Raw genomic sequence first — 21847 nt, 5'->3', positions numbered from 1 at the left:
GACGTCGATGGCCGTCAGTAGAGCTATCCCCAGGGGATAGATGTACTACAAGCTGTAACGCCGACAGGCACGGCATGGCACTTCGGTCCAGGGGGGCCGTAATGGCGTCGGTTGCATGAGCGCACGCACCATTTGCGCGAGCAGCGCTCCATGGCTTTCGATGGAGCTATCCCCTGGGGATAGCTCGTGTCACAGGCCACCGCTGCCACGACAACCGGGTCCCGGTTCATTTCGGTTTGTTGACTGACTGCCTTCCGTTGCGTGCCGATCCTGACCGCTCCTTTTCCCAAGCGAGCGGACGCCATGGCAACCAACGAACCTCTGCAACTCAATCTCGGCTCTTTGCGCAGCGCGATGTCGCTGACGCTTCACACCCACCACGCCTCGCGCATCTGGCATGGCCGCGCCGCCGCCGAGGGGCGACCCGGCATCGTCGGCCTGAACGGCTACATCGCCGTGATGAACAAGATGAAGCGCGGCTCGGAGCAGGACGACCCGTACAGCGACTGGTGGATGTTGCGCATCGAGGAAAAGCTCGACCAGACCAGGACCACGTTGCAATCGCTGCGCGACCAGGTGGACCAGGCCCTGGCCGGCGTGCCCGCCGCGTTGACCCTGGGCGAGAACCTCAACGTGCAGCCCGTCAAGCTTCCGCTGTTCGTCAATGCGCAGTTGGGCTTTGCCGCCGTCTATCTCCTGGCCGACTACGACGACATCGCGCGCAAGCTGATCCTCGCCCACCACACCGCGCTGATCGATCGCTCGACGTTGGAGCGCTGGCTCAACGAAGGTGCCCACGCGCTGCGCAGCCTGTTCAGCCTGGCCCAGCAATACCGCTACTCGGGCTGCACCCGCGACGACTTCGCGGCCAAGAACGCCGCAGCTCGGGCAGCATTGGAGAAGTTCGGCGAACTGCCGCAGGACGTGCTCGAAGGCATGCGCCGCTCGAAGTTTGCGCCGCCCGTCGTGCGCCGTGGTCTGCAACAGCGTGGTGATAGCGCTGCCGCAGCCGCATCTCCCACCGACGAAGGCGCTGCCGCCGATTCGGCCGAGGCCAAGTCCACAGCCGCCGGCGAGGACGAACCGGCATGAGCGACCCGAACCGCGAACCGCGCTACTTCCGTCGTCTGGAACAGCCAGCCTTCATGCGGCTGGAACACGCGGCCTCTCTAAAAGGCCTTTTAAAGCCTTTTAAAGGTAAAGGGGACTTCGAGGCCTGGGCCAGCCAGTGCTTCGCCATGCGCGACGAGTTGATTGCCCTGGCGCAGCGACAGGTGCTGCCACAGGCGTGCGGGCATCCCTTCCACCTGCTTCCCGTCGAGCTGGCCCAGCAGACCACTGGCGCAGGCACGACCTTTCTTCGCTGGCGCAAGCACGATCGATCGGCCATGGGCGTGGCGTTGTGGCAGGAGCTGATGGCGAGCCCCAGCACGCCGGTCAACCTGCTGCACGACCTGCACGAGATCGAACTGCAGCGCGTCATGCTGAACATGCAGATCAGCCTGCTGCACACCCTGGGCAGGCAAGCACAGGAATGCGCCAGCAAGGCCGCGCAGGCGGACAACACCTACCTGCGCCGGCTCGCGTCCGTTCCTGCCGCAGTGCGCGATCGGTGATTGCGCCTGCCATCCGAGCACGCGCCCGAGCCCAACGAGGCACGGGTATTTCAACCACCACGGAGATTCCAACATGAGCACACAATTCATCGGCGAGGGCAACATCGGATCGCCTCCCGAGTACCGCGAATTCCCCAATGGCAACGACGATCCTCGCCGGTTGCTCCGGCTGAACGTGTACTTCGACAACCCCGTCCCCACCAAGGGCGGCGAGTTCGAGGACCGCGGCGGCTTCTGGGCGCCGGTGGAACTCTGGCACCACGACGCCGACCGCTGGCAGCAGCTCTACCAGAAGGGCATGCGGGTGCTGGTCGTCGGCCGCATGGAGCGCGACCCCTGGACGGACAACGAAGATCAGCCGCGTGAGACTTGGCAGGTCAACGCGCGCAGTGTCGGCATCCTGCCGTACCGCATCGAGTCTGTGGCCCTCAGCCCGAAGCCACAGGAGGCAGAGCCGAAGCCCCAGGCCACCCAGGAATCGACGGCGCCGAAAGAGACCAAGCGCAGGAAGTGATCGGGCATGGAGGGCGGCTGCCGCAGTGCTTCGCCGCCCTCCATGCGCTGCGAATTATCCCCAGGGGATAGCTCCACCAACGTCCACCGAGTTCCACGCGCGCTCCCGGAAATCGCGGCTCTCGGCCCGCACACTTCCGGCCACGCACCTTCCCCGCACTCGCCATTTCATCGGCGTGAAAGCGGTCGCTGCCGCATGCGGCTTGTTTGCTGCTGCCAGGGGCTGCGCTCGGCATCCTCGATCCCAGCAACTCCATGAACAACAGGAATCGGGATGGACGGATATGCGGCTGTTCTTGTGCGAGAAACCCTCCCAGGGCAAAGACATTGGCCGGATTCTCGGCGCCACGCAGCGCGGTGAAGGCTGCCTCAACGGTTCCGGCGTCACGGTCACCTGGTGCATCGGCCATCTCGTGGAGGCGGCGCCGCCCGAGGCCTACGACGAGCAGCTCAAACGATGGTCCGTTGAGCAGTTGCCCATCATTCCCCAGCACTGGCGGGTCGAGGTCAAACCGAAGACCGCCACGCAATTCAAGGTCGTCAAGGCGCTCTTGGCGAAGGCGACTCACCTGGTTATCGCCACCGATGCCGACCGCGAGGGCGAATTGATCGCCCGCGAGATCGTGGAGCTTTGCGGCTACCGCGGCCCCATCGAACGCCTGTGGCTGTCGGCGCTCAACGATGCGTCCATTCGGGCGGCACTGGGCAAGCTGCGGCCTTCGGCCGAGACGCTTTCGATGTACCACTCGGCGCTGGCGCGCTCCCGTGCGGATTGGCTCGTGGGCATGAACCTGAGCCGGCTGTTCACGGTGCTGGGGCGACAGGCGGGTTACGACGGCGTGCTGTCGGTCGGCCGCGTACAGACCCCGACGCTCAAGCTCGTTGTGGACCGCGACCGCGAGATCGCGCGCTTCGTGTCCGTACCATACTGGGCCATCGCCGTGTCCCTGTTCGCAGGCGGTTCGACTTTCGCCGCGCAATGGGTTCCACCCGATGCGTGCACCGACGACGCAGGCCGCTGCCTGCGGCAGCCGGTCGCACAGCAGACCATGCAGCAGATCCGCGCTGCGGGCAGTGCCCACGTCGTGTCGGTGGAGACTGAGCGTGTCCGCGAAGGCCCGCCGCTGCCGTTCGACCTGGGCACCTTGCAGGAAGTGTGTTCCAAGCAGCTTGGGCTGGACGTGCAGGAAACCTTGGAGATTGCCCAAGCCCTGTACGAGACGCACAAGGCCACGACGTACCCCCGCTCGGACTCCGGCTACCTGCCCGAGAGCATGTTTGCCGAAGTGCCCACCGTTCTCGACAGCCTGCTCAAGACCGATCCCTCGCTGCGCTCGATCATGGGCCAGCTCGACCGCTCGCAGCGCTCGCGCGCCTGGAACGATGGCAAGGTCACGGCGCACCACGGCATCATCCCGACGCTCGAACCGGCGAAGCTCTCCGCCATGAGCGAGAAGGAACTGGCCGTGTACAGGCTCATCCGGTCGCATTACCTGGCGCAGTTCCTCCCTCACCACGAGTTCGACCGCACTGTGGCCAAGTTTTCGTGCGGGGGGCAGAACCTGGCGGCCACGGGCAAGCAGGTTGTCATCCCGGGTTGGCGCCAGGTGCTCGCCGAGCCGCAGGCCGAAGACGGTGATGGCGAGGGCGATACTGCGGTCCGCGCCCAGGTGCTGCCCGCGCTGCCGAAACTGTATGAGGGCCTGGCATGCCAGGTGGCCGACGTCGATCTCAAGGCACTCAAGACGCTGCCGCCCAAACCGTACACGCAAGGCGAGTTGGTCAAGTCCATGAAAGGCGTCGCCAAGCTGGTGTCCGATCCCCGCCTGAAGCAGAAGCTCAAGGATACGGTTGGCATCGGCACCGAAGCGACGCGGGCCAACATCATCGGCGGCCTGATCGCTCGCGGCTACCTCGTGAAGAAGGGGCGCGCCATCCGCGCCTCGGATGCGGCTTTCACTTTGATCGATGCCGTGCCTGCGGCGATTGCCGACCCTGGCACCACCGCCGTCTGGGAACAGGCGCTCGACATGATCGAGGCCGGACAGCTCACCCTGGACGTGTTCATCGGCAAGCAGGCCGCGTGGATTTCGCAGTTGATTGCGCAGTACGGCAGCGCCTCCCTGTCCATCAAGGTTCCCCAAGGGCCGGCATGCCCGCAGTGCGGCGCACCCACGCGCCAGCGCAGCGGCAAGAGCGGCCCGTTCTGGTCGTGCAGCCGCTACCCGGACTGCAAAGGCACGCTGCCAGTCGAATCCGGCAGCTCCAAGCGCGGCGCCTCGCGCCCGCGCCGTAGCGGCCGCAAAGGCTCCTGACCGCCCCCGTTCCCCGTGAGCCGTGCCCGCCTTCGGCGGCGTGGCCCCTGTCCCGCACTCCGCCGCATGCCCTGCGGGACGCCCAGCGCGCAACGCCTTCTTGATCCGTGTGCGCGTCCCGCCCAGCCGTCCCCGGCCGCGGGACCTGAAGGTAGCTTCTCTGCGAGCCGCACCACGCGCGTTCTGTTGATCTGCGTTTCTTCCGCCCTCTGCGAAGGGTCTCCCGGTGGCTTGCCAGGCTGCACGAGCCACCGGGAGACCCTTCGTGGTCAGCGGTAATCGGTGCCGGTGCCCGCCGGTGCAAAAACGGGCTCCCTTTGTGCGCGGATGTGCGCCAGACGATGCCGGCCCCAGCCACGACATGGGCCGGGTGTGATTGCTTGATGAGCAGACGGTTCTAGCGACGACCGGGCCTGCCAATCAGCCCACGGGTGGTTCCTCTTTTCTCCCGAGCCGAAGGCCGTTGGGCCTTCGGCGCCATTCTCCTGCCCATCAACGTCCCGGCCCGGCCATTGGCCTGGGCCACACGAACAGGAGAGACGACATGCACCCTCAACCTTGCGCACCGCTGCTGTACGGCAGACGGAGGTCGAGAACGGCATGCCCGCCTATCGCGCGGCCATCGCCAATGGTACGCTCGGCTGCAGCCGAGGCCGTAGCCCAAAGGCTGGACTACCTCTTTTGCAGAGGTAAACCTCGGGATGAACTGGGCGAAAACATGCCTTATGTGCCCGCCTTACGGCGAGCTGTTTCCGATGCTTCGCGCAGGATTTCCCGCCCCCCATTCGCTGCGATTGCGGCCACGATGACGCCCAGCACCAGATCCGGGATGTTCGACCCGAACCCCATCACCAGCACCCCGGACAGCACAATCGCACCATTGACGATGGAGTCGTTGCTGGTAAAGATCGCTGACGCCTTGAAGTTCACATCTTCCCCGCGATGGCGGCGCAGTAGTCTGAGGCACACTAGGTTCAAAGCCGCGTTCAGCGCGGCCATGGCCATCATGGCTGGGCCGACAGGCTCTTCCCCTCCAGCGAAGCGGCGTAGGACTTCCAACAGCAGCAGCGCGGCCAGGCCGATTAGCAAGAAACCCGACAAGCGGGCCGCGCCCACCTTGACCGTTGCCGCACGACCGACGGCATACAGGCTAACCGCATAGACCGACGCATCGGCGAGGTTGTCCAACCCGGCGCCCATCAGCGCCGTAGAGCCAGCCCAGATGCCAAGGGCAATGCCGGCGGCGGACTGCGTCAGGTTGATCAGCAACACAGTCAGAAGAATCTTTCGGTCCTTCGCATCGCTCGCATCTAGGCGGCCCAACTCGTCGTTTTCGTGATTTCTGTGGTTTTCAGCCATGCATTGTTCCTTCCAAATCGATGGATGCTGAAGCCTGTAGCGGCTGGAGAGTCAAGGCGCAGATGCAATGAACTTGCCACAGGGTCTTCCCGGACGCCCTTGACTCTACCGTAGCTAGAAGGTTTTCCAATCCAGTCAGAGCTTTAGGACAGAACAGATGAGCACCAATGCGCCCCCTTCATTGCGACTGTCATCCGGTATGGCTGCTATCCACTGATCCGTGGCGCCACTGCGGTTGTGCTCTTCGGCGAGCTCGCGACCGGCCGGCCGTCTTTTCCGACGGAGCTACTCACAGTGATCGTCGCGCTCGCTTGTGCCGCCTTGCTAGAGGGCGGGCGGCCTTTCCACTCCCCGTTGAGCCAGTAGCGGCGTTCCAAGCTGTGGTTGGCCGTCGGCGCATGGCTCGGCTTCTTGGTCGTGCATCTGGCCTTCCAGCACTCCAATCTGGGATACCGGGTCGGGCCGTTGGGATTGTTGATCGGGGTGGCTGAAGCCCATCGCTGGCATCACAAGCGTGAGCACGAAGACGCCCAAGTCAACTACGGCGATTTCTGGATGCCCGGGGGCCACTTGTTCAGCGCTTTCCGGTCGCAAAAGCACACGCTGGGCGCCAAAGAGTGACACTCAAGAAAGATGGACTTTCCAATGGACTACGGCCCGCAGCTTGTCTATCCCTTCCGGAGCCGGCCAGCAGCGGCAAACGCTTGCGCTGCTGGCTATACGATCTTGCCCACGTCGCATTCTTGCGCGAGTCGGGCCTTGCGGCTTCTTGCGAAGCGATCGCGAGTTGCGTGGCGTGCCCATGAGTCGGGCCGCGTCGTGGCGCACTGCTACCTTGGCCTGCACCTGCACCTGCGCAGCCACGCCGCGATGCTCGGTCTGGCCTGGAGAACCCGTAAGGTGGCGGAGATTGCGGCGCGCAGGTCGTCCGGCTCGCGCTGGCTCCTGTGGGCCACGCCCTCGGTCGCACGCCGTCTCAAAACGTCAGAACCGCGCGCTTTCGCATGATGGAGCGCGGCACGTGGCTCTCAGAACTGGACCCGATCACTTCCAGCACCGATGACACGCTCGAGCTTCAGGCGGGCTCGGCCAAGCTGTTGAGAATGCCGCACTCGCGCGAGGTTCGGGCGCTATCGCAGGAGCGTCGCAGATCCATTAACTCGCGCTCCAAGGCGCGCAATTCCTTCATCTTGGTCCGCACTTGCGCGATATGAGCGTCGACCAGCGCGTTCACCTCGCCGCAGCCCAACTCTGGCCGATCCCGTAAGTTCAGCAGTTGACGGATCTCATCCAGCGTCATGTCCTTCGCCCGGCAGCGGCGGATGAACAGCAAGCGCTGCAAATGGACTTCGTCATAGAGCCTGAAGTTGCCCTCGCTACGTGCAGGCTCGGGCAGCAAGCCTTCTGACTCGTAAAAGCGCACGGTCTGCACCAAGCAATCTGCCTTCTTGCCCAGTTCACCGATCCGCATCATGGTTGCTTCCTATAAAAAACTTGACTCTATATCTACTAGAGGTTTTGTAATGATGGCATCCGGGGAAAACCTTGTCAATGAAGAGCGATCTATGAACAAAGAACCTTCCAGCCCATGCGCCTGCTCCGGCGGCAATGGCCAACAGACGGCGTGCGCCAGTGAGCAGGCCAGCACTGAAACCACCGTTTTCCACGTGAGCAACATGGATTGCCGCAATGAGGAAGCACTGGTGCGGCGAACGCTGGAGGGCATGCCCGGTGTCGAGCGGCTCCTGTTCGATCTTCCGCAGCGTTTGTTGACCATTTCGCACCGCGAAGTCTCGGCCGATGCCTTGGAGCAAGCGCTGAATTCGGTGGGCATGAAGGCTCAGGCTGTCCGAGACGCCGCCGTGTCGACCACCTACCGCATCGAGAACATGGACTGCCCGAGCGAGGAGAAACTCATCCGCTCGCACCTCGGGGCAGTCGAGGGAATTCAGGACCTCGACTTCGACCTCGCTGAGCGCACCCTGTCGGTGAAACACCTCGCTCAGGCACGCGCGCAGATGGAGCAGGTCCTGGCCTCGATCGGCATGCGCGCCAAGGAGCAGACCTTCGGCCACACGGGGCCGATCGAAGCCGCGGCTGTGATCCCATCCTCGGCCCTGCAGCAGCAACCAACCGCTGCCGTTTCCGCGCCGCCGATCGGCGAGCGGGTGACGTACCGGATCGAGAACATGGATTGCCCGACGGAAGAAGCGCTGATCCGCGACCGGCTGGGCAAGCTGCCGGGTGTGACCGCGCTCGACTTCAATCTGATGCAGCGTGTGCTGGGAGTCCAGCACACGCTGGCGACCTCAGCGCCGATCGAGAAGGCGCTTGCTTCCATTGGAATGCAGGCTGCGCGGCAGGACATGCAGACAGCCACCACGGTACTTCGCATCGCGAAGATGGACTGTCCGACCGAGGAAAGTCTGATCCGCGGCAAGCTGCAAGGCATGCCGGGCGTGCAGGGAATGGATTTCAACCTGATGCAGCGCACGCTCACGGTTCGGCACACACCCGACGCGATCAAGCCGGCAGTCGAAGCCATCGAATCGCTGGGCATGGAAGCCGAGGTCCAGAGGACTGATGAGCCGCGCGATGCCCCGGTGGCCGCGCACAAGACCAATTGGTGGCCGATGGCGGTTTCGGGCGTTGCGGCGGTGGCCGCCGAAGGCGTGTACTGGGTCAACGACGGCAATCATTGGGCCGTGATCGTGCTGGCACTGGTTTCGATCTTCACCGGCGGCCTCAGCACCTACAAGAAGGGCTGGATCGCGCTGAAGAACCTCAACCTGAACATGAACGCCCTGATGGCCATCGCGGTCACCGGCGGCATGGCGATCGGCCACTGGCCGGAGGCCGCCATGGTCATGTTCCTGTTCGCGTTGGCGGAAGTGATCGAGGCGAAGTCGCTGGACCGCGCCCGCAACGCCATTCGGGGGCTGATGGACTTGGCGCCCGAGACCGCGACCGTGCGGCAGGCCGATGGCTCATGGACAGAGCTGCCGGCCAAGGAGGTCGCAAAGGGCGCGGTGGTCCGCGTGCGTCCTGGCGAGCGCATCGCACTGGACGGCCTGATCACCTCGGGTCGATCGGCCATCAACCAGGCGCCCATCACCGGCGAGAGCCTGCCCGTCGAGAAGGCCGAAGGTGACCAGGTCTTCGCCGGAACCATCAATGAGACCGGCTCTTTCGAATACAAGGTGACCGCAGGCGCCAGCGACTCGACGCTCGCGCGCATCATCCATGCCGTGGAGTCCGCGCAGGGCAGCCGTGCGCCCACGCAGCGCTTCGTCGACCAGTTCGCCCGCGTCTACACGCCGGCGGTGTTCGCGGTGTCCGTGCTGGTTGCCGTCGTGCCGCCGCTCGCCTTCGGCGGCGCATGGTTTGACTGGGTCTACAAGGCCCTGGTACTGCTGGTGATCGCCTGCCCCTGCGCTCTGGTCATCTCCACGCCGGTCACCATCGTCAGCGGCTTGGCCGCTGCCGCCCGACGCGGCATCCTGATCAAGGGTGGCGTCTACCTGGAGGGCGGGCGCAAGCTCAAGGCGTTGGCCCTGGACAAGACCGGCACACTCACACATGGCAAGCCCGAGCAGACCGACTTCGTGCCGCTGATCGGCGAGGCGCAGGAAGTTGCCGCCTGGGCCGCAAGCCTCGCGGCACGCTCGGACCATCCTGTGTCTCAGGCCATCGCCCGCAAGGCGAACCGTGACGGCATCGCGCTGCACGAGGTCGACGACTTCGCGGCGCTGCCTGGCCGCGGCGTGCGCGGCCGCGTCGCCGGGCGCATGTTGCACATGGGCAACCACAGGCTCGCCCAGGAGCTGGGCCTGAGCGAAGCGACGCTCCAGGCTCGGCTGGAGACCCTGGAGCGCCAAGGCAAGACAGCGATCCTGCTGATGGACGATGCGACCGTGCTCGGCATTTTTGCAGTGGCCGACACCGTGAAGGAAACCAGCCGTGAGGCGGTGGCCGACCTGCAGGCGCTGGGTGTGCGCACGCTGATGCTGACGGGGGACAACCAGCACACGGCCGCGGCCATCGCTGCCCAGGTCGGAATCTCTGAAGCCCGTGGTGACCAACTGCCCGAAGACAAGCTCAAGACCATCGAAAGCCTGGTCGGCGGCGAGGGCCAGGTGGGCATGGTGGGCGACGGCATCAACGATTCGCCCGCGCTCGCCCGTGCCGACATCGGCTTCGCCATGGGCGCGGCCGGCACCGACACCGCGATCGAAACAGCCGACGTCGCCCTGATGGACGACGACCTGCGCAAGATCCCCGCCTTCATCCGGCTGTCGCGTAGCACTGCGGCGATCCTCACGCAGAACATCGTTCTGGCCCTTGGCATCAAGGCGGTGTTCCTTGCGTTGACGTTCACAGGGCATGCCACCATGTGGATGGCTGTGTTCGCTGACATGGGGGCAAGTCTTTTGGTTGTCGTCAATGGGCTGCGCCTCCTGAAGTTCAAGGCGGCATGAACAATGGATGAACCATCTCTTCGCAAGACGCAGTGGTACTCACTCGCGATCGTTATATTCGCCGGCGATCAGGCAGCTAAGAGCTACATTGACGCGACAACTCCCTTGGGTTGGTCGCACGAGGTGGCGTCATTCTTCAACCTAGTTCACGCTCTCAATCCCGGCGCGGCGTTCAGCTTCCTTGCTGGCGCGGGCGGCTGGCAGCGGTGGTTTTTTCTGGCGATCGCGTTCGCAATATCGGCATGGCTCGCATGGCTGCTCTCCCGGCCGCTGCGCAAAACGGAAGGCCTTTCGTACAGCCTCATTCTGGGCGGCGCATTGGGCAACGCGTTCGACCGCGCCACGCGCGGGCACGTTATCGACTACATCGACTTTCACCTGCACGGCTGGCACTGGCCCGCCTTCAACATCGCTGACATGACCATCGTGGGCGGGGCGATCGCGCTGGTGGCCCAGTCGTTCATGAGCGTGGAGAACCCGGCCGCCACAAAGGAGTCCCAGTGACATTGGGACGATCCGGAAATTCGCAATGCACACGGTGCAGGACACCAATCTGAAGAGAACGGCCCCCAGCATGAGCGGCCGCGGCTTGGCCCTCATGCTAGCGCCCACCGCCGCTTTTGCTGCAACGCCCTGTTGCGATGGCGGCGATTGCTGCAACGACGTCGCAATGCCTTGCTGTGAATAAACAGCACGCAAGCCAGTTGACCTGGCAATTATGAAAGTCCATCACGGCGATGCTGGCCTTTTTCGTTCCAATGAGCCGTCACGGAGAGGTGATGATGAAGCTATGCCGGGATCCTGCAAGCTTTAGGACGGTCTTCTTTACCGCATAGCGATATGCTGATGTCACCCGTTCGCCTCGCCTGGCAAGTACAAGTAGTTCGTCGCGGTTTTCTGGCCGTGTCCGCCCGCTTCGCTGGCCCTTTTGCCCCAAACAAGCGCAATCATGCCTGCGTTACCACCAAAGTTCGCCCCCGCCAGTTGCTGTTCCTAAAGGGCATCAAGCTCAACGCCATCGCCGACCGGCCAGCGTATTTCGCATCGCTGCGTGCCCGTCGGGGCCAGCCCATCGTCATCCTCGCAGAGCTGGGACCGGACGAGGCATTCGCCCTGTGGAAGCAGCATGTACTGGGCGACAGGCCTCGCTGACCCAGTTTCGCCTCATCCTCCTGACAGCCCCGCACTTATTGCGGGGCTTTCTTTTTTCCGCGTTCGCCAATCGGGGCTGTTGCAAATGCCGATTTCCGGCTGACGCGGCTCGCCTCGCGCATGAAGCTGCCCGCATGTGTCGCTGATTCGTCAGCACCATGCCAGCAGCCAGAGTTTCCAGGCTGCCGCGGATTCTTTCCGCGCTACCCGCCAGTCCGCCATCGCATCGAGTCTGCGGACGCGCGTCACCCGTGACGCCGATGCTTTTTTCTCAACCGCGTGCGGGAGCTGCCATCCCGTGAGGGACGAGGCCCCGCTTTTTCCAAGGAGCCCGTCCATGTCCCAGCAAGCCTCTTTCGGCCAGTTGGCCTTGATCCATTGCGGCAAGTTCCTGCCGCTCGAAATCCTGCATAGCGCCGCCGGCCACTACATCGGCACGCGCGATACAGAAGGTCCCGTTTCGCGGGAATCCTGCCAGTACTTCCGCAGCTATGCCGCGGCTCAACGTGCCCTCGAAAGAGGCGGCTGGTCCCAGCTCGCCACACCCTGATCCAACTGGAGGAACCACGTCATGAACCAGCTTTTGCCCCAGGAAGTCGTCGATCAGATCATGCGGGAAGAGCAGCATTTCGCCGCCGCGCCCCAAGCCTTCTTCGAGGTCTGGAAGCGCGGCGTCGAGATCGCAGGCCCGCAATGGTTTGGCGACGGCACGCGCGAAGGCCTGAACCAGGCAAAGAGCAAGTGGGATCTGCGTCCCGACATGCTGCGTGCCAACGACGCACTCGGCGTCCTGAGCAGCGGGGAACGCATGTTCCTGTCCGCCATGTTCAGCTTCTACAACGCGCGCGAGGGCGGTGCCATGCTCAAGCGCTGCCACTTCCAAGGACTGTCGGACTTCGATGGTCTCGATCTGCAACGTCGCCAGGTGATCGCCGACCTGCTGCTGAACTACAGCGGTTGGTGAGCCGGTCCCTGGCACACCTTCATCACTGCGTTCACGGGACCCCATGAGGGACATGCGCCTCGTTCGAGGCCATGTCCCTCGCGTTTTCTCCCCGCCCAGCGCCATCCGGCATCAGGCGGTTTCCCCTGCGGATGCCATCGTCCGCAAGGGCTGGCTCCGTTCATTCATCGAAAGGAGCCTTCATGGCCAACAACTACTACGAAGCCACCGGCGTTCTCGTGCTCGACCGTGTGACGCCCGTCATCCAGGCGCTGTTCGGCGCCTTCGCGCTGGACGAGAGCCACCCCGGCAACGGGCAGGCCTACATCGCCCAGATCGCCGAGACCACCAATCCGCAATGGCCGGACGTGCTCGATGGCCTGGAAGACCTGGCCACGCAACTCGGTATTCCGATGCCGGACGACGAAGGGCTGTCGATCCCGCCGCTGCTCGAACTGCTCGCCGTGCACTTCCGTGCCGATGAGGACGAAGAGCTGGGGAACTTGATCGACCGTCATTCGTTCGAGGACACCGCCGATCTCGACGCATTGTTTCTGATCGCCACCCGGTTCGATGACGGGCACCACCTGACCGCCATCCAGTTCGAGGGCTGCTGGTACTGCAGCAAGCCGCGGCTGTTCGAGTTCGGCGGCAACGGCTGCTACCTGAGCCGCGAGGTCCGCTTCATCAGCTCCTCCTCCCAGGCCCTCCAGCTCGGCGACCAATTGCGCAAGACCATTGTGGCCGCCGACATCGAAGAGGCTTCGGCCCTGATCGCGCTGGAGACCATCAATCTGCTGGCGGGCGTCAGCGACGAGCCATTCCGCATGAATTTGCGCCGGCGCGTCGCCGAGCGATTGGCCCAAACGCCAACGATCAGCGTCACCTGACGCTGTTTCCTTTCTTTCCACCCACCGGGGTCAATTCCCGGTGGCGGGGATTTGCTCCATCATTATTCTGTTGGAGAAATCCCATGTCCCAGAATCCCAATCCCTTTCTACGCGGCTACTGGAATCTGAAAATCGTCCGCACGCTGTCCATCAGCTACGAGGACGGAAGCCCGCATGTTTGGCGAAACATCCACCCGAGCCAGCAGCACCTCTGCGACGCGGCGCTGGTTTCTTCTCCTTGCATCATCACCAGCGACTTCGCGGTGGTCAGGACTGGCACCGAACCTGTCGGCGCCGCACTGATCGCCGAATGCGACGCGGCTGAAGGGGGCAGCGGCGAAGGCATGGTGGGTGCCGTGGTGTACGCGATCCACGGCGACGACTTCGACGGCCGCCCCGTCCACATTGGCGACACCTATTCGGCCGAGGCCGCACGGGAAGTCGTGCAGCGGTTGAGCTTCGAGACCGGCTACTACAGCCGGTGCTGGGAAATCAGCAGCGCGCACATCAGCCGCGAAACCGGCCAGTACCTGGCCAACCTGGCTGACCTCGCGACGCCGGAGGCCTTTTTGTTCATCGCGTTCCGGATTCCCTACAGCCCGGCGATCGGCGTCAAGCTGATCTCCACGCCCTGGACGGACCAGCACCTGCAGGACGTCGAGGGGATCGCCGCCGAGCAGCTTCGGCAGGAGCACCGCAGCAAGGGCATGCCGGACGAGCTGGCACAGATCCTTGAACTGGCCGGCCAGGCCGACGTGCGCATCCTCATCCTCGATGCCGACGCACCCGTGTTGCCGGGCCTATCGCTGGCCGGCGAATAGCTGCCACACACATCCCCGGCCTTCCTTGTCCTCACCGCATGCCGGCCCGGTCTCCCGCCAGAGAGCCGGGCCGGCGCACTTTCACAGGAGCGATCCCATGTTCCCCGACCTCATCACACCCGCATCCGACTTCGAGCACCAACTCGGAGCCTGCGTCAACGCCATGAGCCAGGAAGATGCCATCGGCCAGATCCTGGTATTCGAGCGCATGAGCGGCACGCTGCACATGCGCCATATCGCCAGCGCCGACCTGGTGGACACCGACGTGGACGACTACGAAATGGTCGTCTTCGACGGTGGCAACACAAGCGGCGACACGTGGAAACACGTGTTCTTTCCGCGTCAGCGCGAGCACTACTTCGTGTACCAAGCCTGATTCCTCCAGCCCCTTTCGAGGGGCTTTTTCTTGCCCGCAGCACAGGAAAACGGTTGTGGTGCGGTGCCGTTTCCTGCGGGCAGGCAGACCGCCCCAGGGCCATGCTTGCCCCATGTTCGTCGGCGTTGCCGGCACATGCCCAGGCAGTCGAGACCTTCGAGGCTGCAAGCGCGGGAAACCGTGCTGGTCGTTTCTTCCTACGGACCTACCGCGTCCATCCACGCCACCCACAAGGGACCTCTCCCTTGCGGGCGGGGAATCCCTTGTTTTTCCTCAAGGAGTTTCCCCATGGATCGTTCCCTCATCAAATCCATGATGCCTTCGCTGGTCGCAGGCCATGTGCCCCGCAACGTGCGGTCGTTCAAGTACCGCGTGTTCGATGATCAGCCGCTGTCCTCAACGCTGGGCTTCGCCATCGACCCCCAACCCTTCGACGGCAAGGTGGTCGCCGCGACCGACGATGCCATCGTCGTCAAGCTCAAGCCTTCCGAGTTCGCGGTGCTCGATCCCAGCCTGGTGACCACGGTTCCTGCCGAAGGCGCCAAGGTGCATGTCCAACCCTATGCCCGTCGTCGCTTCGACGGACTGCGCGCGGACACGCCGGAGGTCATCACCGAGGAGACTTCGGACGGCACGCCGTACACCATCACGAGGCACATCCTCGGCTCGGCGCCGGCCAAGCTGCCCATTCCCACGCCGCAGTGCATGGAGTTGGGCCAGCTCATCGAGCAGTTGGAGGAGATGCCGGCCCCCGATCGCTTCCGGCGCATCACCCACATGCTGGTGGATGCCGGTGCCCGCGACTTCACCTGGGTCGATCCCACGCCCTCCAAGATCATCGAGACCCCGCCGGCGATCAGCTTCACGGTCTCGACCGCGAAGTTCGAGGGCCGGGTGACGATCCTCTACGACCGCGGCGGAGACACCTACGTGGTGGAACTGCACCGTCAGAACGGTGAATCGGTCGAACTGGTCGATCGGCACGACGAGGTGTATTTCGACATGCTCGGCGAAGTGCTGGAGAGGCTCATCGACGACGGGCGCTGGCGCCAGATCGACGTGAGCATCCTCGACGCGAAAGCGGCCCGCAAGCGCCAGGCCGTCCCGGCATGACGCCCCGCAGCGAAACCGGGCGGTCCTGCGGCTGACCCGAGGCATCCGCCACGGCGTTCCAGCCGTTCCGGCCGCGTGCACTACAGGCCCTTCATCCCATCGGATGGAGGCCTTTCTCATTCTTCCACACAGGAGATTTCATCCATGTCACTGCGATTCAAAGGCGCTGACCTGCGCCCCGTGCTGACCGAAGCCATCGCCAATCAGGGGTCGTCTCAGAAAACGGAAAAAAATCGTACGCTAAGAGCCGAAGTGGGCCCTTTAGCAGCAATGCAAAGCTGCGATCAACGGGCAGGAAACATTGCCATGGTGCGCGTTGCACTCTCTCACTAGCGTCGACAGGGCCTCTTCCATCCGCGTGAGGTCCGCCATGCGTGCGCGCACATCGGCCAGCCGGTGAGCAGCCAGTTCGGCCGCCTCGCTGCAATGGGTGCCGTCCTCCAGTTTCAGGAGCTGGCCGACTTCATCCAGGCTGAATCCCAGGCGCTGGGCTGACTTCACGAACTTCACCCGCGCCACGTCCGCCTGCCCGTAGCGGCGGATGCGACCGTAGGGCCGCTCCGGCTGGGGTAGCAAGCCCTTGAGCTGATAGAAGCGGATCGTCTCCACGTTGACCCGGGCTGCCTTGGCGAAGGCCCCGATGGTCAGATTCTCTTGAGCGTTCTCCATGGCGCTTGACTCCGTAGTTGACTACGGAAGTAACGTTACAGCATCAAGCGAAGTCCCGGAAGGAGAACCTTATGTCGGAACCCAAGAACGGCTGCGGCGCACTGGCGACCGGCGGCGTCGCGGCCGTCCTCGCCTCGGCCTGCTGCCTCGGCCCCCTTGTCCTGGTCGCGCTCGGCTTCTCTGGCGCGTGGATCGGCAACCTGACCGTGCTGGAGCCGTATCGGCCGATCTTCATCGGCGCAGCGCTCATCGCGCTGTTCTTCGCCTGGCGCAGCATCTTCCGACCAGCCCATGCCTGCAAGCCCGGCGACGTTTGCGCCGTGCCCCAAGTGCGGACTGCCTACAAGGTGATCTTCTGGATCGTGGCCGCCCTGGTCCTGGTTGCCCTCGCGTTTCCCTACGTCCTGCCGCTGTTCTACTGAAAGGAGATCACCATGAAGAAACTCACCACCCTCACCACCCTCATCGCCCTGGCCGCCGCTCTAAGCGCGCCCGCCTGGGCTGCCACCAAGACCGTCACCCTGTCGGTGCCCGGCATGACCTGCGCCGCGTGCCCGATCACGGTCAAGACGGCTCTGTCCAAGGTCGCCGGCGTCGAGAAGGCCGAAGTCAGCTTCGAGAAGCGGGAGGCCGTCGTCACCTTCGACGAGGCCAAGACCAATGCCGACGCCTTGACCAAGGCCACCGCAAACGCGGGTTACCCGTCCAGCGTCAAGCAGTGAGGGCGTAATCATGGCCGAGGCGATCACCCTCCACATCGAAGGCATGACCTGCACGTCGTGCGCCGAGCACGTCCAGCAGGCTTTGACGAACGTGCCCGGCGTGCGCGCGGCCTCGGTGTCCTATCCGCAGCGGCAGGCCGAAATCGAGGCGGATGCAGGCGTGAGCGTGGCCCCGCTGGTTGCCGCAGTGGCCACGCTCGGCTATCGCGCACGGCTTACCGACACGCCGAACAAGCCTGCCGGCCTGCTAGACAAGGCGCTGGGCTGGCTCGGTGGCGAAACGAAGCATGTTGGCGGTGAACAAGCGCTGCACGTGGCTGTGATAGGCAGCGGCGGCGCGGCGATGGCGGCTGCCTTGAAGGCCGTGGAGCAAGGCGCCCGCGTCACGCTGATCGAGCGCGGCACCATCGGCGGCACCTGCGTCAATGTCGGCTGCGTGCCGTCCAAGATCATGATCCGCGCCGCGCACATCGTCCACCTGCGCCGCGAAAGCCCGTTCGATGCTGGCCTGCCGGCCGCAGCGCCCGCTGTACTGCGCGAGCGGCTGCTGGCCCAGCAACAAGGCCGCGTCGAGGAGCTGCGCCATGCCAAGTACGAAGGCATCCTGGCAAGCACTCCGGCCATCACCGTGCTGCGCGGCGAGGCCCGGTTCAGGGACACGCGCACGCTGACCGTGGCGACCGCTGACGGCGGCACGCACGAGGTGAACTTCGACCGCTGCCTGATTGCCACCGGCGCGAGCCCGGCGCTTCCGCCAATCCCGGGCCTTGCGGACACACCCCACTGGACCTCCACCGAGGCGCTGGAAAGCAGCTCGCTCCCCGAGCGGCTGGCCGTGATTGGTTCCTCCGTGGTGGCGGTCGAGTTGGCGCAAGCCTTCGCCCGGCTGGGCAGCCAGGTCACGATCCTGGCGCGCAGCACGCTGTTCTTCCGAGAAGACCCGGCCATCGGGGAAGCCGTAACAGACGCCTTCCGCGCCGAGGGCATCGAGGTGCTGGACCACACCCAGGCGAGCCACGTTGCCTATGCGGGCGGGGAATTCGTGCTCACCACCGGGCAGGGGGAAGTGCGCGCCGACAAGCTGCTGGTCGCCACCGGTCGCGCGCCGAACACGCGCAGCCTGAACCTTGAAGCGGCAGGCGTCGAAGTCAATGCGCAGGGAGCCATCGTCATCGACCGCGCCATGCGCACGAGCGCACCGCACATCTTTGCTGCCGGCGACTGCACCGACCAGCCGCAGTTCGTCTATGTGGCGGCGGCGGCCGGCACGCGCGCCGCGATCAACATGACCGGCGGCGACGCGGCGCTGGACCTGACGGCGATGCCGGCGGTGGTGTTCACCGATCCGCAGGTGGCGACCGTGGGCTACAGCGAGGCGGAAGCGCACCACGACGGCATCGAGACCGACAGCCGGCTGCTGACGCTCGACAACGTGCCGAGGGCGCTCGCCAACTTCGACACGCGCGGCTTCATCAAGCTGGTGGCGGAAGCTGGCTCAGGGCGGCTGATCGGCGTACAGGCGGTCGCGCCGGAAGCGGGCGAACTGATCCAGACGGCCGCGCTGGCGATCCGCCACCGGATGACCGTGCAGGAGCTGGCCGACCAGTTGTTCCCCTACCTGACCATGGTCGAGGGACTGAAGCTCGCGGCGCAGACCTTCAACAAGGACGTGAAGCAACTGTCCTGTTGCGCCGGATGAGGAAAAGGGAGGTGTTCGATGAACGCCTACAGCCGCGCCAACCGCCGCATCTACGCGGCCTTGTCCGATCCACTGTCGGCCACCCACCGGCACCGCCTCGACGATCTGCTCAAGCGCCACGACAACGGCAAGACGACCTGGCTGGCCTGGCTGCGCCAGTCGCCCGTCAAGCCGAACTCGCGCCACATACTCGAACACATCGAGCGCCTCAAAGCCTGGCAGGCGCTCGACCTGCCTTCCGGCATCGAGCGGTCGGTGCACCAGAACCGCCTGCTCAAGATCGCCCGCGAAGGCGGCCAGATGACGCCCGCCGATCTGGCCAAGTTCGAGGCACAGCGCCGCTACGCGACCCTGGTGCGCTCGCCATCGAGGGCATGGCCACCGTCACCGACGAAATCATCGACCTGCACGACCGCATCCTGGGCAAGCTGTTCAACGCTGCCAAGCACAAGCATCAGCAGCAGTTCCAGGCGTCCGGCAAGGCGATCAACGCCAAGGTGCGGCTGGCCACCTCGATCAAGCAGGGCACGGTGACGGCCTCGCTGATGCTCAGGAAACTCGGCAGCTACCCGCGCCAGAACGGCCTGGCCGTGGCGCTGCGCGAGCTGGGCCGCATCGAGCGAACGCTGTTCATCCTGGACTGGCTGCAAAGCGTCGAGCTGCGCCGCCGCGTGCATGCCGGACTGAACAAGGGCGAAGCCCGCAACGCGCTAGCCCGCGCCGTGTTCTTCAACCGGCTGGGCGAAATCCGCGACCGCAGTTTCGAGCAGCAGCGCTACCGGGCCAGCGGCCTCAACCTGGTGACGGCGGCCATAGTGTTGTGGAACACGGTCTATCTGGAACGGGCCTCAAACGCCTTACGCGGTCACGGCCAGACTGTCGATGACGCCCTGTTGCAGTACCTGTCGCCGCTGGGCTGGGAGCACATCAACCTGACCGGCGATTACCTCTGGCGCAGCAGCGCCAAGATCGGCGCGGGCAAGTTCAGGCCGCTACGACCGCTGCAACCGGCTTAGCGTACGATTTTTTCCGTTTTCTGAGACGTCCCCAATCAGTGCCGCATTGTCCTGGTCAAGGATCAGGGCGTGTACTTCCTCGCCGAGCGTGGGGAGCGTCGCCCGGATGGGCGCCAGGCACTGCTCGCCTACGCCGTCGGATGCAACCCGGACACCGACCCGTTCGATGACTGGTGGCACCTCGCCGGCCGCGAGCTGGGCGGCGATGACTTCGCGGAGTATTTCGACCCGAAGGACGGCCTGTTCACGCGCCTCCAGCACTCGGCGGACGATCTCGTGCTTTCCGCCACCGCCACGCACCTGTCCTTAGCAGTGGTGCCTCCCGCCTGACGCGGCAACCGCCTCGCAGCCCCCGCATCGGGGGCCTTCTTTTGTTCGCACCGCCGCCATCGCCGCGCGTGCGCGTTTGTCTCCAGCCGCCGAGGCACGCCCCGCCGGCCACAACGCCGGCATGCCACCGGAGACAACCGCATGAACACGCCATCGACCTCGCCGAGGCTGCACCTCCTACCGGTGTCGCTGCGCACGGCCAATGCATTCGTTCTGTCGCACCATCGCCACCACCGCCCGGTCCAGGGCGCGAAGTTCGCCCTGGCCGTCACGCTGAGCGACAGCGACCTGATCCACGGCGTGGCCATTGTCGGCCGCCCGGTCGCGCGGCACCTGGACGCTGGAAGTCACGCGGCTGTGCACCGACGGCACACCCAGCGCCTGCAGCAAGCTCTACGGCGCGGCCTGGCAGGCGGCAAGGGCGCTGGGCTACATACGCCTGCTCACCTACACCATGCCCGACGAAGGTGGCGCCAGCCTGCGCGCCGCCGGCTGGCGGCTGATCGGCGCGCGCGGTGGCGGCGCCTGGAGCCGTCCCGGCCGTCCGCGCGCCGATACCCCCGAGCACCTGCGCGGCGCCAAGTGCCTGTGACAGGCGCCGGGTGGCGCGGACAAAGGGAAGCGCCCGGGTGCCGATTGATTGCTGCCGCGCGCGCGAGGCCCCGCCATGCTGGCCCCATGCCTGCTGACGTCGTCAGCGACATGCCAGGCAACCATCGGTCTTCGAGGTTGCGGCGCAGTTCCCACTGCGTGACCGAGCCAGCTCGCACCGCATCCTTCCGCGAGCGGCCACCAGCCTCTGGTGGCGGATGCTTTCGCCTTATCAACCCACCGCGGGGTCACGCACCTTCCCCGCATGCGTGGGCCGGTGTGTCTCCGCTTCATCCCAATGGAGATTCACCATGAACACCACGTCCAACGAGAAATCGTATTTCGACCTCCACACCTCGGGCATCGGCTACATCCAGCGTGTCCGTGAAGTGCCCGTCCGGGGCGGCCGCCGTGCGCAGCCTTTCCTGGCATGCACCATCGCCGCGCTGGTCGGCCCCGCCCGGGACCCCAGCTACCGCTACTTCGACGTCAAGGTCTCGGGTGCCGAGGCCAAGAAGCTCGTTCAGCGCTACATCGGCGTTGACGATCCCAAGCAGCGCCCGCTGGTGCGCTTTCGCCTCGGTGACCTGTGGGGCGATGTGTACATCCGCGACAAGGGTGAGCAGAAGGGTCAGGCCGCCGCGTCCCTCAAGGCGCGACTGCTCAAGGCCGAACTGATCGACCGGGCCGAACTGGCTTCGATCGAGCAGCACGAGTTGATCACCCGCGGCATCGGCTATCTCAATCGTGTGAAGGACGTCACCCCAAAAGCTGGCGACTCGTTCCTCTCTTGCACCGTCGCGGCACTGGCCGGGCCTGTCGATGAACCGGAGTATCGGTACTTCGACACCATCGTCGCCACCCCGGAAGCCGAGCACCTGGTTCGCCGGTGCGTTCAGGCCGTCGAGGGTGACCGCAAGGTGCTGATCGCCTTCCGTCTGAACGACATGAAGATCGATCCGTACATCCGCACCAAGGGTGAGCACGCCGGGGAACCGGCCGCCAGCCTGGAATCGACGCTGGTCCACATCGGTCTCATCAAGATCGACGGCACCCAGGTCTATCCGACGAGCCAGGCGCAAGCCGAGGCGCCGCCGGCCGAAGACGCATCCGCGTCCGAAGCCGACGATGCCATCGACACGGCCACCGAGCCCGCCGAGCGCGAGCCCGAGGCGCAAGTCCAGGAGCAGGAGCCGGCATTGGCTGCTTCGTTCTGATCCGGCACGGCCTCTCACGGGGCCTTG

The 21847-nt window shown here is 64.9% G+C and carries 23 protein-coding genes and 3 pseudogenes; 23 read left to right on the top strand and 3 right to left on the bottom strand.

All coding sequences use genetic code 11. The features are described from left to right. Positions 1-303 precede the first annotated feature (303 nt). From B3098_RS09055 to B3098_RS09040, 4 genes are all read left to right on the top strand, one after another. Entirely contained in the window at positions 304-1092 is a 789-nt protein-coding gene (locus B3098_RS09055) for a PFL_4669 family integrating conjugative element protein (protein ID WP_286894577.1), read from the top strand. Next, complete coding sequence (locus B3098_RS09050) at positions 1089-1616, top strand: DUF3158 family protein (protein ID WP_003098978.1); 528 nt, start codon at positions 1089-1091, stop codon at positions 1614-1616. Before B3098_RS09055 ends, B3098_RS09050 begins: the two co-directional genes overlap by 4 nt. 73 nt (positions 1617-1689) lie before the next feature. After that, entirely contained in the window at positions 1690-2130 is a 441-nt protein-coding gene (locus B3098_RS09045) for a single-stranded DNA-binding protein (RefSeq protein ID WP_003098976.1), read from the top strand. A 283-nt stretch (positions 2131-2413) separates the two neighbouring features. Continuing rightward, positions 2414-4444, top strand: coding sequence for a DNA topoisomerase III (locus tag B3098_RS09040; protein WP_003116834.1), 2031 nt, complete (start codon positions 2414-2416; stop codon positions 4442-4444). Between the two features lie 723 nt (positions 4445-5167). Here B3098_RS09040 and B3098_RS09035 read toward each other — a convergent pair. Beyond that, complete coding sequence (locus B3098_RS09035; protein ID WP_003098972.1) at positions 5168-5803, bottom strand: cation transporter; 636 nt, start codon at positions 5801-5803, stop codon at positions 5168-5170. Between the two features lie 384 nt (positions 5804-6187). On the opposite strand from B3098_RS09035, the gene B3098_RS09030 reads away from it, so the two are divergent. Beyond that, positions 6188-6424, top strand: a complete 237-nt coding sequence (locus tag B3098_RS09030; protein ID WP_003098970.1) for a hypothetical protein — start codon at positions 6188-6190, stop codon at positions 6422-6424. 12 nt (positions 6425-6436) lie between these two features. Next, positions 6437-6811, top strand: coding sequence for a DUF3703 domain-containing protein (locus B3098_RS09025; RefSeq protein ID WP_055312603.1), 375 nt, complete (start codon positions 6437-6439; stop codon positions 6809-6811). A gap of 67 nt (positions 6812-6878) precedes the next feature. Here B3098_RS09025 and cadR read toward each other — a convergent pair whose 3' ends face one another. Continuing rightward, positions 6879-7277 (bottom strand): Cd(II)/Pb(II)-responsive transcriptional regulator, encoded by a 399-nt coding sequence (gene cadR / locus B3098_RS09020; protein WP_003098965.1) that lies wholly within the window; start codon positions 7275-7277, stop codon positions 6879-6881. A gap of 91 nt (positions 7278-7368) precedes the next feature. Here cadR and B3098_RS09015 point away from each other — a divergent pair, with 91 nt between their 5' ends. The 9 genes from B3098_RS09015 to B3098_RS08975 all read left to right on the top strand — a co-directional run bounded on the left by B3098_RS09015 (position 7369) and on the right by B3098_RS08975 (position 15576). Continuing rightward, positions 7369-10281, top strand: coding sequence for a heavy metal translocating P-type ATPase (locus B3098_RS09015; protein ID WP_003098961.1), 2913 nt, complete (start codon positions 7369-7371; stop codon positions 10279-10281). Positions 10282-10284: 3 nt separating this feature from the next. After that, the gene (gene lspA, locus B3098_RS09010; RefSeq protein ID WP_034137618.1) at positions 10285-10785 is read left to right on the top strand and encodes a signal peptidase II; all 501 of its coding nucleotides are present in this window, start codon (positions 10285-10287) and stop codon (positions 10783-10785) included. Between the two features lie 336 nt (positions 10786-11121). Then, complete coding sequence (locus tag B3098_RS29120) at positions 11122-11433, top strand: hypothetical protein (protein WP_003108988.1); 312 nt, start codon at positions 11122-11124, stop codon at positions 11431-11433. 337 nt (positions 11434-11770) lie between these two features. Further along, positions 11771-11983, top strand: a complete 213-nt coding sequence (locus B3098_RS09000) for a hypothetical protein (protein ID WP_003116833.1) — start codon at positions 11771-11773, stop codon at positions 11981-11983. 21 nt (positions 11984-12004) lie between these two features. After that, on the top strand, positions 12005-12397 hold the full coding sequence (locus B3098_RS08995; protein WP_003116832.1) for a hypothetical protein: 393 nt from the start codon (positions 12005-12007) through the stop codon (positions 12395-12397). A gap of 182 nt (positions 12398-12579) precedes the next feature. Next, positions 12580-13266, top strand: coding sequence for a hypothetical protein (locus tag B3098_RS08990; protein ID WP_003116830.1), 687 nt, complete (start codon positions 12580-12582; stop codon positions 13264-13266). A gap of 83 nt (positions 13267-13349) precedes the next feature. Next, positions 13350-14087: a hypothetical protein gene (locus B3098_RS08985; RefSeq protein WP_003116829.1), complete on the top strand. Its 738-nt coding sequence runs from the start codon at positions 13350-13352 to the stop codon at positions 14085-14087. Between the two features lie 97 nt (positions 14088-14184). Next, the gene (locus B3098_RS08980; RefSeq protein ID WP_003116828.1) at positions 14185-14463 is read left to right on the top strand and encodes a hypothetical protein; all 279 of its coding nucleotides are present in this window, start codon (positions 14185-14187) and stop codon (positions 14461-14463) included. A 288-nt stretch (positions 14464-14751) separates the two neighbouring features. Next, complete coding sequence (locus tag B3098_RS08975; protein ID WP_003098941.1) at positions 14752-15576, top strand: hypothetical protein; 825 nt, start codon at positions 14752-14754, stop codon at positions 15574-15576. A gap of 261 nt (positions 15577-15837) precedes the next feature. Here B3098_RS08975 and merR read toward each other — a convergent pair whose 3' ends face one another. After that, on the bottom strand, positions 15838-16245 hold the full coding sequence (gene merR / locus B3098_RS08970) for an Hg(II)-responsive transcriptional regulator (protein WP_003098939.1): 408 nt from the start codon (positions 16243-16245) through the stop codon (positions 15838-15840). A 71-nt stretch (positions 16246-16316) separates the two neighbouring features. Between merR and merT the strand changes: the two genes are divergently transcribed. The 8 genes and pseudogenes from merT (at position 16317) to B3098_RS08935 (ending at position 21820) form a co-directional block, all read left to right on the top strand. Next, complete coding sequence (merT, locus tag B3098_RS08965; RefSeq protein ID WP_003116827.1) at positions 16317-16667, top strand: mercuric ion transporter MerT; 351 nt, start codon at positions 16317-16319, stop codon at positions 16665-16667. Positions 16668-16679: 12 nt separating this feature from the next. Next, a complete protein-coding gene (gene merP / locus B3098_RS08960) occupies positions 16680-16967 on the top strand; it encodes a mercury resistance system periplasmic binding protein MerP (RefSeq protein ID WP_003116826.1) in 288 nt (95 codons plus the stop codon). Between the two features lie 10 nt (positions 16968-16977). Then, the gene (gene merA / locus B3098_RS08955) at positions 16978-18666 is read left to right on the top strand and encodes a mercury(II) reductase (protein WP_003098932.1); all 1689 of its coding nucleotides are present in this window, start codon (positions 16978-16980) and stop codon (positions 18664-18666) included. An 18-nt stretch (positions 18667-18684) separates the two neighbouring features. Continuing rightward, on the top strand, positions 18685-19200 hold the full coding sequence (locus tag B3098_RS29115; RefSeq protein WP_003098931.1) for a Tn3 family transposase: 516 nt from the start codon (positions 18685-18687) through the stop codon (positions 19198-19200). Next, positions 19164-19682, top strand: a pseudogene (locus B3098_RS29110) (Tn3 family transposase); the annotation flags it as partial. The gene B3098_RS29115 and the pseudogene B3098_RS29110, both read left to right, overlap by 37 nt. Positions 19683-19709: 27 nt before the next feature. Then, positions 19710-20012 (top strand): annotated as a pseudogene (locus tag B3098_RS08945) (DUF3085 domain-containing protein); the annotation flags it as partial. 141 nt (positions 20013-20153) lie between these two features. Further along, positions 20154-20517: pseudogene (locus tag B3098_RS08940) on the top strand (XF1762 family protein); the annotation flags it as partial. Between the two features lie 397 nt (positions 20518-20914). Beyond that, complete coding sequence (locus tag B3098_RS08935) at positions 20915-21820, top strand: DUF3577 domain-containing protein (protein ID WP_003116825.1); 906 nt, start codon at positions 20915-20917, stop codon at positions 21818-21820. Positions 21821-21847 lie beyond the last annotated feature (27 nt).

Origin of the sequence: Achromobacter sp. UBA2119 (genome assembly GCF_002331005.1) — a bacterium.
Classification (GTDB): Bacteria; Pseudomonadota; Gammaproteobacteria; order Burkholderiales; family Burkholderiaceae_B; genus Achromobacter; species Achromobacter animicus.
Note: the sequence above shows the minus strand (reverse complement) of the source record. Positions and strands in the feature narration are given on the sequence as shown.

Bases quoted from the DNA above. Each gene is read 5' to 3' on its own strand.
- B3098_RS08995 (WP_003116832.1), top strand. From the start codon at position 12,005: ATGAACCAGCTTTTGCCCCAGGAAGTCGTCGATCAGATCATGCGGGAA.
- B3098_RS08935 (WP_003116825.1), top strand. From the start codon at position 20,915: ATGAACACCACGTCCAACGAGAAATCGTATTTCGACCTCCACACCTCG.
- B3098_RS09015 (WP_003098961.1), top strand. From the start codon at position 7,369: ATGAACAAAGAACCTTCCAGCCCATGCGCCTGCTCCGGCGGCAATGGC.
- B3098_RS08975 (WP_003098941.1), top strand. From the start codon at position 14,752: ATGGATCGTTCCCTCATCAAATCCATGATGCCTTCGCTGGTCGCAGGC.
- merP (WP_003116826.1), top strand. From the start codon at position 16,680: ATGAAGAAACTCACCACCCTCACCACCCTCATCGCCCTGGCCGCCGCT.
- B3098_RS09045 (WP_003098976.1), top strand. From the start codon at position 1,690: ATGAGCACACAATTCATCGGCGAGGGCAACATCGGATCGCCTCCCGAG.
- B3098_RS09055 (WP_286894577.1), top strand. From the start codon at position 304: ATGGCAACCAACGAACCTCTGCAACTCAATCTCGGCTCTTTGCGCAGC.
- merT (WP_003116827.1), top strand. From the start codon at position 16,317: ATGTCGGAACCCAAGAACGGCTGCGGCGCACTGGCGACCGGCGGCGTC.
- B3098_RS09000 (WP_003116833.1), top strand. From the start codon at position 11,771: ATGTCCCAGCAAGCCTCTTTCGGCCAGTTGGCCTTGATCCATTGCGGC.
- B3098_RS08990 (WP_003116830.1), top strand. From the start codon at position 12,580: ATGGCCAACAACTACTACGAAGCCACCGGCGTTCTCGTGCTCGACCGT.
- B3098_RS08985 (WP_003116829.1), top strand. From the start codon at position 13,350: ATGTCCCAGAATCCCAATCCCTTTCTACGCGGCTACTGGAATCTGAAA.
- cadR (WP_003098965.1), bottom strand. From the start codon at position 7,277: ATGATGCGGATCGGTGAACTGGGCAAGAAGGCAGATTGCTTGGTGCAG.
- B3098_RS09035 (WP_003098972.1), bottom strand. From the start codon at position 5,803: ATGGCTGAAAACCACAGAAATCACGAAAACGACGAGTTGGGCCGCCTA.
- B3098_RS09040 (WP_003116834.1), top strand. From the start codon at position 2,414: ATGCGGCTGTTCTTGTGCGAGAAACCCTCCCAGGGCAAAGACATTGGC.
- merR (WP_003098939.1), bottom strand. From the start codon at position 16,245: ATGGAGAACGCTCAAGAGAATCTGACCATCGGGGCCTTCGCCAAGGCA.
- B3098_RS29120 (WP_003108988.1), top strand. From the start codon at position 11,122: ATGCTGATGTCACCCGTTCGCCTCGCCTGGCAAGTACAAGTAGTTCGT.
- B3098_RS09050 (WP_003098978.1), top strand. From the start codon at position 1,089: ATGAGCGACCCGAACCGCGAACCGCGCTACTTCCGTCGTCTGGAACAG.
- lspA (WP_034137618.1), top strand. From the start codon at position 10,285: ATGGATGAACCATCTCTTCGCAAGACGCAGTGGTACTCACTCGCGATC.
- B3098_RS29115 (WP_003098931.1), top strand. From the start codon at position 18,685: ATGAACGCCTACAGCCGCGCCAACCGCCGCATCTACGCGGCCTTGTCC.
- B3098_RS09025 (WP_055312603.1), top strand. From the start codon at position 6,437: ATGGACTTTCCAATGGACTACGGCCCGCAGCTTGTCTATCCCTTCCGG.
- B3098_RS08980 (WP_003116828.1), top strand. From the start codon at position 14,185: ATGTTCCCCGACCTCATCACACCCGCATCCGACTTCGAGCACCAACTC.
- merA (WP_003098932.1), top strand. From the start codon at position 16,978: ATGGCCGAGGCGATCACCCTCCACATCGAAGGCATGACCTGCACGTCG.